14 protein-coding genes are annotated in these 12,876 nt (G+C 27.7%); 2 read left to right on the forward strand and 12 right to left on the reverse strand.

What is annotated here, in order from left to right; genetic code table 11:
* Positions 1–14: 14 nt before the first annotated feature.
* From nadD to metX, 9 genes are all read right to left on the reverse strand, one after another.
* Positions 15–542: a nicotinate (nicotinamide) nucleotide adenylyltransferase gene (nadD, locus tag DT059_RS03425; RefSeq protein ID WP_240704627.1), complete on the reverse strand. Its 528-nt coding sequence runs from the start codon at positions 540–542 to the stop codon at positions 15–17.
* Positions 538–1,788, reverse strand: coding sequence for a glutamate-5-semialdehyde dehydrogenase (locus tag DT059_RS03430; RefSeq protein ID WP_145596783.1), 1,251 nt, complete (start codon positions 1,786–1,788; stop codon positions 538–540). Before DT059_RS03430 ends, nadD begins: the two co-directional genes overlap by 5 nt.
* Entirely contained in the window at positions 1,789–2,895 is a 1,107-nt protein-coding gene (proB, locus tag DT059_RS03435; protein ID WP_145596785.1) for a glutamate 5-kinase, read from the reverse strand.
* Complete coding sequence (gene cgtA / locus DT059_RS03440; RefSeq protein ID WP_145596787.1) at positions 2,885–3,868, reverse strand: Obg family GTPase CgtA; 984 nt, start codon at positions 3,866–3,868, stop codon at positions 2,885–2,887. Before cgtA ends, proB begins: the two co-directional genes overlap by 11 nt.
* A gap of 31 nt (positions 3,869–3,899) precedes the next feature.
* Positions 3,900–4,154, reverse strand: coding sequence for a 50S ribosomal protein L27 (gene rpmA / locus DT059_RS03445; protein ID WP_023854670.1), 255 nt, complete (start codon positions 4,152–4,154; stop codon positions 3,900–3,902).
* Between the two features lie 14 nt (positions 4,155–4,168).
* The gene (gene rplU, locus DT059_RS03450; RefSeq protein WP_145596789.1) at positions 4,169–4,567 is read right to left on the reverse strand and encodes a 50S ribosomal protein L21; all 399 of its coding nucleotides are present in this window, start codon (positions 4,565–4,567) and stop codon (positions 4,169–4,171) included.
* A 64-nt stretch (positions 4,568–4,631) separates the two neighbouring features.
* Positions 4,632–5,351, reverse strand: a complete 720-nt coding sequence (gloB, locus tag DT059_RS03455) for a hydroxyacylglutathione hydrolase (RefSeq protein ID WP_145596791.1) — start codon at positions 5,349–5,351, stop codon at positions 4,632–4,634.
* Position 5,352: 1 nt separating this feature from the next.
* Complete coding sequence (gene metW, locus DT059_RS03460; protein ID WP_023854673.1) at positions 5,353–5,949, reverse strand: methionine biosynthesis protein MetW; 597 nt, start codon at positions 5,947–5,949, stop codon at positions 5,353–5,355.
* Between the two features lie 2 nt (positions 5,950–5,951).
* A complete protein-coding gene (gene metX / locus DT059_RS03465; protein ID WP_145596793.1) occupies positions 5,952–7,067 on the reverse strand; it encodes a homoserine O-acetyltransferase MetX in 1,116 nt (371 codons plus the stop codon).
* A gap of 191 nt (positions 7,068–7,258) precedes the next feature.
* Between metX and hisC the strand changes: the two genes are divergently transcribed.
* Together hisC and DT059_RS03475 are read left to right on the forward strand one after the other, a co-directional pair.
* On the forward strand, positions 7,259–8,344 hold the full coding sequence (hisC, locus tag DT059_RS03470) for a histidinol-phosphate transaminase (RefSeq protein ID WP_145596795.1): 1,086 nt from the start codon (positions 7,259–7,261) through the stop codon (positions 8,342–8,344).
* Complete coding sequence (locus DT059_RS03475; RefSeq protein ID WP_145596797.1) at positions 8,341–9,237, forward strand: prephenate dehydrogenase; 897 nt, start codon at positions 8,341–8,343, stop codon at positions 9,235–9,237. Before hisC ends, DT059_RS03475 begins: the two co-directional genes overlap by 4 nt.
* On the opposite strand, the gene DT059_RS03480 is transcribed toward DT059_RS03475, so the two are convergent.
* The 3 genes from DT059_RS03480 to DT059_RS03490 are packed head-to-tail and all read right to left on the reverse strand — an operon-like array spanning position 9,234 to position 12,818.
* On the reverse strand, positions 9,234–9,977 hold the full coding sequence (locus tag DT059_RS03480; protein ID WP_145596799.1) for a C40 family peptidase: 744 nt from the start codon (positions 9,975–9,977) through the stop codon (positions 9,234–9,236). The genes DT059_RS03475 and DT059_RS03480 overlap by 4 nt on opposite strands.
* Positions 9,967–11,376, reverse strand: coding sequence for an AmpG family muropeptide MFS transporter (locus DT059_RS03485; protein WP_145596801.1), 1,410 nt, complete (start codon positions 11,374–11,376; stop codon positions 9,967–9,969). Before DT059_RS03485 ends, DT059_RS03480 begins: the two co-directional genes overlap by 11 nt.
* A 2-nt stretch (positions 11,377–11,378) precedes the next feature.
* Positions 11,379–12,818, reverse strand: a complete 1,440-nt coding sequence (locus DT059_RS03490; protein ID WP_145596803.1) for a TrkH family potassium uptake protein — start codon at positions 12,816–12,818, stop codon at positions 11,379–11,381.
* Positions 12,819–12,876: the final 58 nt, after the last annotated feature.

The following is a 12,876-nucleotide window of genomic DNA, read 5'->3' on the forward strand; positions in this document are numbered from 1 at the left end:
TTGATTTTAGATTATCAAATTTTTCTTAATTGAGAAGATGAAATGTTGACTTTATTAAACTCAATAAACTCTAGATTGGCCTTACTAAGTTGCTTAAATGTCTTTGATTTTAAAGAATTTTTTTTATACCCATGTCGATCAAAAACTAGAATATTACATTTTTGTGAAATTAATTTAGATTTATGCCATTTATGAAAATTAATAAGGTTGTCGGCACCCATTAAAAAATAAATTTCAATGCTTTTATCTTTTTTTAAATGATTGATTAAATTAATAGTTTTATTTGACTTAATAATTTTTTCATAAAATTTAACCTTAATAAATGAATTTGTACCAATTATTTTTTTACAAAATTTAATTCTTTCAGCAACAGATGTCTCGCTCTCTATTTTAAATGGATTTTTTTTTGTAATTGCCCAAATAACTTTTTTGAGTTTAAATCTTTTTTTTGCTTCCTTAGAAATTGCCAAATGTCCTTTATGAGCAGGATCAAACGATCCACCCAAAACACCAATTTTTATTTTTCTGCTATTCAATTTAATTTCTTATTTTACCATTACTAGTGATTTCATATTTATATGAAATCAATTGATTTAAACCTACAGGACCTCTTGGTGGTAGCGTATTGGTAGAAATTCCAACTTCTCCACCAAATCCAAATTCACCGCCATCAGCAAATTGAGTTGAGGTATTATGCATTGCAATTGAGCTTTTAACATTTTTTAGGAAATATTTTGCTGTTTTTTTATTTTTTGTGATGATGGAGTCAGTGTGCATAGTTCCATATCTATTAATATGCTTAATTGCCTCTTCAGAATTTTTAACAACTTTAACAGATACAATTGATGCTAAATATTCAGTTGACCAATCTTTTTCTTTTGCAGGATATATTTGACCTTTGTAATAACTCTTTAAAATCTTATCACCAATTATTTTACAACCACTATTTTCAAGTGCCTGCAAAACAGGATTACTAAATTTTTTGACTATATTTTTATGAATAAGAATAGTTTCAGTTGCACCACAAATACTTGTATTTCTTAATTTAGCGTTATAGACAACTTCCTTAGCCATTTTTAATTCTGCATCTTTATCTATATAAGTATGACAAAGTCCCTCTAAATGCCCAATTATAGGTACCTTGGATAATTCTAAAACTTTTTTAACTAAATTTTTTCCACCACGAGGTATTATGACATCGATATATTTTTTCATTTTAGAAAGCATTATATCTACGAGTTTTCTTTGTTTTGAGTCGATAAATTGAATAAAGTTTTCATCAACTTTATTTTTTTTAAGTGCTTTTCTAAACAACTTAGCTAGAGCTTTATTTGAATTTATGGCCTCAGAGCCTCCTTTCAAAATCACTACATTTCCAGATTTAAAACAAAGACTAGCAACATCTGAAGTTACATTTGGTCTACTTTCATAAATAACACCAATAACTCCAATTGGTATTGATACTCTTTTTATGCTCAAACCATTTGGTCTTTTCCATTTTTCTAAAGTGTTATTTATAGGATCTCTTAATTTAGCTATTTTTAAAATAGAATTTATAATTCCATTCAATTTATTCTCATTTAAATGAAGTCTTTTGATTAAGTTCTCTTTTAACCCTCTTTTTCTTGCGTAATTAATATCTTTTGAATTTTGATTAATAATGAATTTTTTTTCATTCTTAATTAATTTTGCGTAATCATTTAAGACTTTATTTTTAACTTCAGTTGTAACTTTATACTCACTAGCTTTTCGCGCTTTTATTCCAATTAAATTCATATATTTAATCATTTAAATTTCCACCATATCATCTTTATGAATAACTTCTGATTTTGCAACATAGCCTAGTAATTTTTCAATTTCATTCGAGTGATGACCCATAATTTTAATTACCTCATCAGAAGTAAAGGAACTTAACCCTCTAGCACATTCGTTATTTTTTTTATCTAATACTTTAATATGATCACCTTTGTTAAATCTTCCCGAAACTTTTTTAATTCCCGCTGCTAACAAACTTTTTCCAGATTTTAATGCTTTTTTAGCACCATCATCAATTATTAAAGCCCCTTTAGGTGCTACAGAACTTATTATCCATTTTTTTCTAGCATCTAACTTTGAAATTTTTGGACTAAACCAGGTGCAGTTATTTTTTTCAAGTATTTTTGAGATAGGATTTGAATATAGTCCATTTGCAATAACCATACTAGTACCAGCAAGCTGACATATTTTTGCTGCTTCAATTTTTGTATGCATACCACCACTTCCATATTCATTTACACCTTTAATATAAATTTTTTTTAGATCTTTTTTTAGGTCATCAATTTTCTTTATTAGTTTAGCATCCTTAAAAATTTTAGGATTTTTTGTATACAAACCATCAACATCAGATAATAAAATTAAGGTATCTGCGTTTGTAATTTGCGCAACTCTAGATGCCAATCTATCATTATCTCCATATTTTATTTCACTCGTTGCAATAGTGTCATTTTCATTGACTACAGGAATAAAACCAAGTTCAAAAAGATTATCAAAAGTTCGTTTTGCATTGAGAGATCTTCTTCTTTCCTCAGTATCTTCTAATGTAAGCAAAATCTGAGAAATATTTAATTTACACTTTGCAAAAGTTTGTGAAAATAAATTCATCAGCTCTATTTGACCAATAGAAGCAATAGCTTGACTCTTATCTAATTTAATGTTTTTTTTGTTATAATTCATTTTCTTGCAACCTAAGGCTATAGCACCAGAGCTAACAATAACTACTCTTTGATTTTTATCTCTTAATTTTTTAATGTCTTTTGCAAAACTAGATAACCATTGTTTCCTAATTTTTTTATTTTGATCAACTAGTAGAGATGATCCAATTTTGACAACAATTATTTTGGAGTTTTTAAGATACATAAGACAAAAGTTTTGCTTTAATTTTTGATACAGATTCTTTTTCCAGAGTTGTCATTGTCATAATCTCACAATTTTTACCCTTTGAAAAATGATCTATAACTTCATTTGCTGTTTCTTCATCAATCAAATCAATTTTATTAAACACAATTAGTTCTTTTTTTTCTAATAACTTTGCACTGTAGCTTTTTAATTCATTTTTCACTTGATTATAAGACTCATTCAGATCTAAGTTGGTGACATCAATTAAGTGCAGTAAAGACTTACACCTCTCTATATGTTTTAAAAATTGTATCCCTAACCCTATACCTTCGTGAGCTCCCTCAACTAATCCTGGAATATCTGCAATGGTAATTTCTTTATCATCGTAAGAAGCAACACCAAGGTTTGGATTAATAGTTGTAAATTTGTAATTTGCAATTTTTGGACTTGCGTTTGTTAATGCTGCTAACAAACTTGATTTTCCTGCATTTGGCAATCCAATAATACCGATATCAGCAATTGTTTTTAATTGAAGCCATATTGTAAATTCTTCTCCGATAGTGCCTTTAGTAAATTTTCTTGGAGCTCTATTTGTAGAACTTTTAAATCTTGTGTTTCCTAAACCTCCTTTTCCACCAGCAGCTGCAACATATTCTTCACCTTTTTTATTAAAATCGAAAAGAAGAGTTTTATTATCCTCTTCAAATACCTGTGTACCTAGAGGAACTTTTAAAATTAAATCTTCACCACCTTTTCCTGTTCGATTTTGACCAGAACCGTTTTCCCCACGTTCAGCTTTGTGGTGTTGTTGATACCGATAATCAATAAGGGTATTTAAATTCTCCTCTGACTTTAAAATAATTGATCCACCTTTTCCACCGTCACCCCCATCTGGTCCACCATACTCAACATATTTCTCTCTTCTAAAACTAGGAGATCCATCTCCGCCGTTTCCAGCTTTAATATATATTTTAACTTGGTCGAGAAATTTCATAATACAACATCTATTTTAATTGGTTGTACTATTAATTGGGCTTTACAGAAACGAAAGTTCTATCTGATTTTGATTTTTTGAAGACAACTTTTCCCTTAACAACTGAAAATATTGAATGATCTTTACCCATACCAACGTTTTCACCTGGAAAAATCTTAGTTCCTCTTTGTCTAACAATTATGTTTCCAGGAATTACTGTTTCACCACCATACTTTTTTACACCAAGTCTTCTACCGGCACTATCTCGTCCGTTTCGTGATGATCCACCTGCTTTTTTTGTTGCCATAATTTACCTAATAACTATTTACTTACTGCTTCCTTAACTTCTTCTTTTTTTGAAGTTTTAGAAATTTTTTCAGCTTCAGATAACACCTTACCATCTTTTGAAAAAATTTTGTTAATTCTTATCATAGAATATTCTTGTCTATGCCCATTTTTTCTTCTTGAATTTTGTCTTCTTCTTTTTTTAAAAATTAAAATAGTTCTATTTTTACTATTTTTAATTAAATTGGCTTCTACTTTTGCACCCTCAACATTTGGGGTTCCAATTTCAATTGATTTGTCATCACCATATGCCAAAATTTCATTGAACTCTATCTTAGTCTCAGGTTTAGAATCTGGTAGTTTTTCAATCTTTAGAATTTCTCCAGATTTTACCTTATACTGTTTTCCACCTGTTTTTATTACTGCGTATGACATACTAAGATTTAATTTAAAGTTACCGCAATATAGTTGTAGTCAGCCTTTAGTCAAGCCGAATTAATTAGAAATTATCCTTAAAATCTCTTAATTTTGAAAAGGTTTCTACATCTTTTGCTCTTAAAAATATATTACAATCCAATTCCTCTTTTAAAGTTGAGGGTATAGTAGGAATTCCGTTTTCTCTTAATTTTTCTATTTTATCTATTTTTTTTTGCAAATCTTTGTTCTCAGAATCATATTTTTTACAAAATTTTGCATTGTTAAGAGTGTATTCATGACCACAATAAATTTTTGTCTCTTTTGGTAATAATTTAATTTTGTTCAAAGACTCAAACATTTCTTTATAAGAGCCTTCAAATATTCTTCCACAGCCAAGTGAGAAAAGTGTATCTCCAGTAAAAACTAATTTTTCTTTAAAAAAATTAAAACAAATATGGCCTGATGTATGTCCAGGTATATGCATAATTTTAGCTTCAAAGTTTTCAGCTTTCCATATTTGATTGTCTTCTAAGAAAATGTCTATTCCAGGTATTCTTTTTGAGTCTCCTTTAAAACCAACAACAACTGACCCATATTTTTTTTTTAATTCTTGATTTCCCCCAATATGATCATAATGATGATGGGTATTAAGAATATATTTTAATTTTATATTTTTATTTTTTAGGAAATTTATTATTGGTTCAGACACACTTGGATCTACAACACATGCAAAATTGTTACTTTCGTCTATTATTAAATAGCTATAGTTGTCTTTAAGACAGGGTATAATTTCAATACGCATTTTATTTTTCTATCAAAAATATACCTAGATCTGCAAACAAATTTTTAACTCCTAAATTACTCTCATTTATTATTGATGAATTAAGATTATTTAAAGCGAGTGATTTAAAAATTTTAATATCTTTTGATTTTACAAAGTGAAAAAAATCTTTGATTGTACACATATGTAAATTTGGCGTGTTATACCATTCATCTGGTAATGTTTTTGTAATTGGCATTGTACCTTTAAATAATAAATGAAATCTTACTTTCCAGTATCCAAAATTAGGAATCGTAACTATTGCTTTTTTTCCAACTCTTAAAAGTTCATCTAAAACTAATTCAGGATTAAGAAAAGCTTGAAGGGTTTGACTTAAAACAACATAATCAAATGATTTGTCTGGAAATTGCTTTAAATCTTTTTCAGCATTTCCTTCAATTACAGTTAAACCTTTAGCAATACATTCTTGCACTTTTTCTTTTGAAATCTCTAATCCTCTTATATTTATATTTTTATTATCCTTTAAAAATTTCATCAAAGTTCCATCGGCACAACCTACATCTAAGACCTTCTTATCTTTTTCAATTAAATCTGCTATTACCTGAAATTCATTTTTCATAATTAATTTTCTTCGTAAGATTTATCTAAAAAGTTTTTAAGTGCACTCAAGAAATCAGGAACATCCAGTAAAAAGGAGTCGTGACCTTTATCTGACTCAATTTCTACAAATCCAACATCAGCTCCTATTGAGTTTAAAGCAATCACAATATCTTTGTTTTCTTGGGTTGGATAAAGCCAATCTGAAGTAAATGAGATTATAAAAAATTTCGCTTTTGTATTTATAAATGCTTCTGAAAGATTACCTCTGAATTGCTTAGCTAAATCAAAATAATCCATAGCTCTAGTAATATAAAGATAACTATTTGCATCAAATCTATCTACAAAAACTGAGCCCTGATATCTTAAATAACTTTCTATTTGAAAGTCAGCGTCAAATCCAAATTTAAGATCTTCTCTTTCTTGTAACTTCCTTCCAAATTTTTCCTGCAAACCTTTTTTAGATAAATAAGTTATGTGAGCTGCCATTCTAGCTACCGCCAATCCCTTTCCAGGATTAGTATCGTTTGATGTATAATTCCCATCCTTCCAGTTACTATCAGCTGTAATAGCTTGTCTACCTAGCTCGTTAAAAGCAATATTTTGTGCTGAATGACTAGATGTGGTTGCTATCGGTATTACTGTTTTAGATTTATCAGGAAAGTTACTAATAAACTGAAGGACTTGCATACCTCCCATTGAACCACCAGTTATAGAAAATAGTTTATCAATACCAAAATGATCAAGTAAATTGTATTGAGCATTTACCATATCATTAATTGTGATAACGGGAAAATTTGTTCCAAAAATTTTTTGATCAGGATCTTTATGACTTGGTCCGTATGATCCCATACATCCACCAATTACGTTAGAGCAAATAACAAAATATTTATTTGTATCGATAGCTTTATCAGGACCTACTGCATAACTCCACCAACCCTCTTTGTTAGTTACAGGGTTTATTCCGGTTACAAATTGATCTCCTGTTAGAGCATGAAAAACTAATATTGCATTATCTTTTTTTGAATTAAGTGAGCCGTACGTTTCATAGGCTATCGGAAAATCTTTTATGGTCTTACCACAGTCTAATTTTAGTGGTTTCTTTACAATTAAAGTTTTTATGTTTTTCTCAGTATTCATAGTTTCAGACTGTTTCGAATTGTGAGAAAAAAAACTATTTTAGCGGTTTTTTTTAAGCGCTCGCAATTCAGTTAAATCAGCGCATAATTTTTTTACTAGAACTTATTTATTATGTCAATTTTTTAAAAAATCCTCTTATTCTCTATAAAATTTTGTAATTTTATCTATAAAGAGCACATAAATTAAAAAAAATGATAACTCCAAATTTCAAAAAATTTAAAATTGAAGCTTATAAGCCTGGTAAATCAAAAGTTAAGAAACTTAAGAACGTAATTAAGCTTTCTGCAAATGAGTCTGCTTTAGGTATGAGCCCTAGAGCAAAGAAAATAATATCAAATAAAAATCTGAATTTAGATAAATATCCAGATGGAAAATCTCAAAATTTAAGAAAAGCAATATCTAAAGCTTATAAATGTAATTCGGAGAAAATTATTTGTGGAGCTGGTTCAGATGAGGTTATTCAAATGCTCTGTCAGTTGTTTTTAAACCCAAAAGATGAGGTTGTGGTACCAGAGTACAGTTTTTTAATGTACAGAATTTACTCAAAAATTGTTGGTGCAAAAGTTGTATTTGCAAAAGAAATTAATTTTAAAGTTTCAATAAAAGAAATTTTAAAAAAAATAACAAAAAAAACTAAAATTGTCTTTATAGCCAACCCAAACAATCCTACAGGAACTTATTTAACGAAAAAAGAAGTTTTAGAATTAAGAAAAAGATTAAATAAAAAAATTTTACTAGTTATAGATGATGCCTATGCAGAATTTATGAAAAACAAAGATTATTCATCTGGGTTAGATTTGTTTAAAAATAAAGACAATGTTTTCATCCTTAGAACTTTTTCAAAAATGTTTGGATTAGCTTCCCTGAGAGTAGGTTGGGGATATGGATCAAAAAAAATAGTTGATGCGCTAAATGTTATAAAACCACCATTTAATGTAAATGGTATTGCTCAATTAGCTGCCACCGAGTCACTTAAGGATAAAGCTTTCATAAATAAATCGATTAGACATAATTTATTATATTCTGAAAAAATTAAGAAATTTCTTGAGACATATAATATTTTTTCAAATTCAGTTTCAGCAAATTTTTTATTACTTAATTTTGAAAAATGCAGATATTCAGCAAAATTCTTGTATGAAAAACTTAAAAATAAGGGAATTATTTTAAGATCAACAGAAGATGGTTATCATATAAAGAATAAATTAAGGTTAACTATTGGATCTAAAAAAGAAAACTTAAAGTTTATGAATGTTATTAAGCAAGTATTGAAAAAATGAAAAATATTTTAATTATTGGCTGTGGATTATTAGGTTCATCTTTATTAAGGCGTATTAACAAAAAAAAAATAGCAAAAAAAATATTTATTTACGAAAAATCAAAATCAAATCTTGCTAAGATAAAAAGATTAAAATTACCTGGAACAATTGTTAAATCATTAAAAGAAGGTGTAAGTAATTCTGATTTAATAATCTTTTGTACACCAATGAGTGAATACAAAAACATTATTTTAAAAATTAATAAATTTATATCACCGAAAACATTGATTACAGATATTGGTTCTTCAAAAATTGAAACTTCTAAAATTATAAATAAATTTTTAAAGAAAGGTATTCATTGGATTCAAAGTCACCCAATAGCTGGATCAGAGGTCAGTGGACCAGAGCATGGTAAAGAAAATATGTTTACTGATAGATGGTGCATAATAATTAAAGAAAAAAATATTAAAAAAAATAATATAAATATTCTAACTAAGTTTTGGAAAAAAATTGGAGCAAAAGTAGTTGTTATGAGTGCTGAAAAACATGACAAAATTTTTTCTATTACTAGTCATTTACCACACTTAATTGCATATAATCTGGTGAAATCTGCGCAAGATTTTGAGAAAAAACAAAATTATGAGCTAATCAAATATAGCGCTGGTGGATTACGAGATTTTTCTAGGATTGCAGCATCAAATGAAATCATGTGGAGAGATATTTTTTTTAACAATAAAAATAATATTTCAAAAGCGATTGATTTATTTATTAAAAATTTAAATCAATTTAAAAAAGATATTAATTCAAAAAATAATAAGTCTATCGTAAAGAAACTTATTCAGACTAAAAAAGTAAGGTCAAAAATCATCAAATTGAAACAAGATATTGACAAACCTGACTTTGGAAGAAATTAATATTTTATTCTAGATACTTTTTTTACCTTTAGCTTGGCAGTTTTTTCAATTCTATTAATTGTTTCTATAATTGGCATAATAATTACTTTTCTTTCTGGACCATAAGCGTGAATTAGTTGTTTAGAATTTAAACACATAGCAACATGACCTTTCCAAAAAATAATATCTCCTTTTTTAAATAGTCTTTTCTTTGAATTCTTTTTTGTATATTTGATCTGATCTTTTGTATCTCTTGGATAAAATGAGCTATTATAATAAAAAAATATTTGCAATAAAGCTGAGCAATCAATGCCCTGAAATGTTTTTCCTCCCCAAACATATTTTACATTTAAAAATTTTTTAAATATTTTTACAAAATCTTTTTCTTTATAGTTTAACTTTCTAAGATCTTTTTTTTTAATCCATTTATTTTTCTCAAATTCAACAAATTTTTTATTTTGATTAATTATTGAAATTTTTGCTCCAAAAGGTAAGAAATTTTTAGTTTTTTTTCTTTTTTGAAAAATATTTGCTTTTAAATTGCATATTTTATGAGTTGGATTGTGTTTATCTCTAAATTTTTCATATTTAATATAACCAACATAATTATCAAATTCATTTTTTATTTTCACCCATTCTTTATTTTTAGATAAAATTTTAAATTTTTCTCCATAGATTATTTGTGAAGCAACTTTTGAATCATAAGAAGGTTGTTCGTAAAGATTTGAAAATGTTTTTTTACAAAAAAAATTATCTTTCACTAATTCCCAACTTATCCTTTATTACCCATAAAAAAATTAATGATGGAATTACCATTAAAAAAGTAATTACAAAAAATACCGCCCAATCATTATGCAAGCTTTCGTTACTATTTAAGAATTCAAGTTTATCAACCACAAATCCTGAAAATGCTGAAAAAACATTTTTTCCAAATGTTGCTAGTGATGCCATTAAAGCGTAATGTGTAGCTGTATAAGTTCTATCAACCAAAATAGAAATAAAAGCTACAAAAACAACAGTTGAAACTGCAGACGTAATTTCGTCAAGAATTACTGCTGTTGCAAATAGTAATTCTGATTTTCCGTATAAAGCTAAGGCTGAAAAAAGTAGATTAGTGGAAGCCATAAGAATTCCAGCAATAATTATAGCTTTTACCAATCCTGAACGTATAGCAAAAAAGCTACCCACCATGGTAAATATTATTGTAATGAGGTATCCATATCCTTTTGAATAAATTGCAATGTCTCTTTTTGAAAATCCCATATCATCATAAAAAATCACAGACATCTTCCCAAGGAAAGCTTCACCAATTTTAAAAAGAAATAAAAAAGTAATAATATATATACCTACTTTAAATCCCTTACTTTTAAAGAAACTAACGAAAGGCCCTGTAATAGTTCCTATAATCCAAGCGAGTATATTACTTATTGAATTAGAGGATCCTAATTTATTTAAAATCAATTGATCTGATTTTTTTTGTTCATTTTGTCTTTCTATAGAGTTTTCTGCTGGAAAAAACATTAAAGCAATATTGCATGCAACTATTATTATTGTGAGAAAAAGAAAAGTAACTTGCCAAAAATTTTGGACATCTATTTTTTCAAGATAATCAGCAACAAATAAGGTTATAATTCCTCCAACCTTATATCCAGTAAACCAACCAATAACCATTACCCCCGCACCTGCAGACATTGAAGCTTGCTCAGTTTTTCCAACTTGCTCAATTCTTAATGCATCTGTAACAATATCTTGAGTAGCTGAAGCAATAGCTATTATTAAACCTACTAATCCAACAATCCATATATTTTCCTTTGGACTATTTAGACCCCATAAAACTAAACTAATTAAAATAATAAGCTGCATAATAACAATCCAGCTTCGACGATGACCAATTTTATCAGTCAACCAAGGAATACGAATTCGGTCAACAAGTGGAGCCCATAACCAATTAAAACCATAAGTTATACCAATTAAAGATATAAAACCTACTTGAGTTCTACTAAACTCGTTTTCTCTTAGCCAGAGACCAAGCGCAGTATATATTAGTACAAATGGAAATCCTTGAATAATTCCTAACAACAAGACTCTAGACATTCTTTTTTCAAAATAAAGAGATAGAGTTTTTAATAAAGATTGTTTTTTAATGTCTATTTCTATCATTATTAATTTCTCCAGAAAGACGGTAAGAACAACACTAATATTGCAAACAACTCAAGTCTACCTAAAATCATACCTACAGTTAAGATCCATTTAGAAATATCGGGTAAAGCTGAAAAATCTCCATTTGGTCCAATTATAGGACCTAAACCTGGACCAACATTTGATATTGATGTTGCTGCTCCTGAGATAGCAGTTATAAAATCGAGACCTGTTAATGATAATAATGCAGCTAAAATAAAAAAAATAACAAAGTAAAAATAAATAAATGAAATTATTGATGCAATAAATTTATCATCAACAGATCCTTGATCGTATTTAATTACAAATATTCCCTTGGGATAAATAATTTTTTTTAATTGATTTAATATAAATAAATATAGAATTTGAATTCTGAAAATTTTAACACCACAAGTTGTTGATCCAGCACAGCCACCAATAAACATTAATGAAAGAAATATTGTTATAGGAAAACTTCCCCAACCGTCGAATTCGGCATTTACATAACCTGTTCCAGTCAATATTGAAATTGTATTAAAAAAAATAGATCTTAAACTAAAGTTTCCATTATTATTAAATAATAAATAAATTGATAATATAATAATGCTTACAATTATTATTTTAATAAATGTTCTGATTTGAATATCGTTTAAAAATATTCTTTTATTACCACTAATGAATTTAATATATGCAATAAATGGAATACTTCCTAAAATTATAAAAATCATTGACGATATTTCTATAGGAACACTGTCAAAATATCCGATAGATTGATTATAATTAGAAAATCCACCTGTAGCTATTGTAGTCATAGAATGAGTTAAACTATCAAATTTTCCCATTCCAAATATCCAATATGATAATGCACAAAGAGCGGTTAGACCTGAATAAATATAAATAAGTCTTAAAGCTATTTCTTTCGATTTAGGAAGAATTTTTTCAGATGAGTCGTTACTAGAAATTTTAAATAATTGCATACCTCCAACATTCATTATAGGCATTAGGGTAATTGCCATTACAATAATACCAATACCGCCTAACCACTGAAGTATTGCTCTCCATAATAGAATGCCTTTTGGTGTATTCTCTAAGTTAGAAATAATTGTAGATCCAGTTGTTGTAATACCAGACATACTCTCAAAAAAAGCATCAGTAATTGAAAGCTCCATGGTCGAAAATATAAATGGTAAAGATCCAAAAATAGCAATACTTAACCAAGATAAAGCAGTTAATAAAAACGCTTGTTGTAAATTTAACTTCTTGTTGTGGTCTAGATTTGAAAGAAAAAATAATGATCCAAAAATTATAGTAACAATAGATGCACCAAAAAATGATGAATCTATTTCAGAATAAATAAATTGAGCAATTAAAGGGATGAACATTGAGACCCCTAAAATTATTTGCAAAATTCCTAGTGTAAAAAAAACAGTTTTATAATTAGACATTTTGAAAGAACATTATTTTATGGTAAATAAATTTCAACTCTATAAGAATTAATAAAAT

The sequence above is a fragment of the Candidatus Pelagibacter sp. FZCC0015 genome, assembly GCF_007833635.1.
GTDB lineage: Bacteria > Pseudomonadota > Alphaproteobacteria > Pelagibacterales > Pelagibacteraceae > Pelagibacter.

Bases quoted from the DNA above. Each gene is read 5' to 3' on its own strand.
- cgtA (WP_145596787.1), bottom strand. From the start codon at position 3,868: ATGAAATTTCTCGACCAAGTTAAAATATATATTAAAGCTGGAAACGGC.
- DT059_RS03485 (WP_145596801.1), bottom strand. From the start codon at position 11,376: ATGATAGAAATAGACATTAAAAAACAATCTTTATTAAAAACTCTATCT.
- rplU (WP_145596789.1), bottom strand. From the start codon at position 4,567: ATGTCATACGCAGTAATAAAAACAGGTGGAAAACAGTATAAGGTAAAA.
- hisC (WP_145596795.1), top strand. From the start codon at position 7,259: ATGATAACTCCAAATTTCAAAAAATTTAAAATTGAAGCTTATAAGCCT.
- metW (WP_023854673.1), bottom strand. From the start codon at position 5,949: ATGAAAAATGAATTTCAGGTAATAGCAGATTTAATTGAAAAAGATAAG.
- metX (WP_145596793.1), bottom strand. From the start codon at position 7,067: ATGAATACTGAGAAAAACATAAAAACTTTAATTGTAAAGAAACCACTA.
- DT059_RS03430 (WP_145596783.1), bottom strand. From the start codon at position 1,788: ATGATTAAATATATGAATTTAATTGGAATAAAAGCGCGAAAAGCTAGT.
- DT059_RS03475 (WP_145596797.1), top strand. From the start codon at position 8,341: ATGAAAAATATTTTAATTATTGGCTGTGGATTATTAGGTTCATCTTTA.
- proB (WP_145596785.1), bottom strand. From the start codon at position 2,895: ATGTATCTTAAAAACTCCAAAATAATTGTTGTCAAAATTGGATCATCT.
- DT059_RS03490 (WP_145596803.1), bottom strand. From the start codon at position 12,818: ATGTCTAATTATAAAACTGTTTTTTTTACACTAGGAATTTTGCAAATA.
- gloB (WP_145596791.1), bottom strand. From the start codon at position 5,351: ATGCGTATTGAAATTATACCCTGTCTTAAAGACAACTATAGCTATTTA.
- rpmA (WP_023854670.1), bottom strand. From the start codon at position 4,154: ATGGCAACAAAAAAAGCAGGTGGATCATCACGAAACGGACGAGATAGT.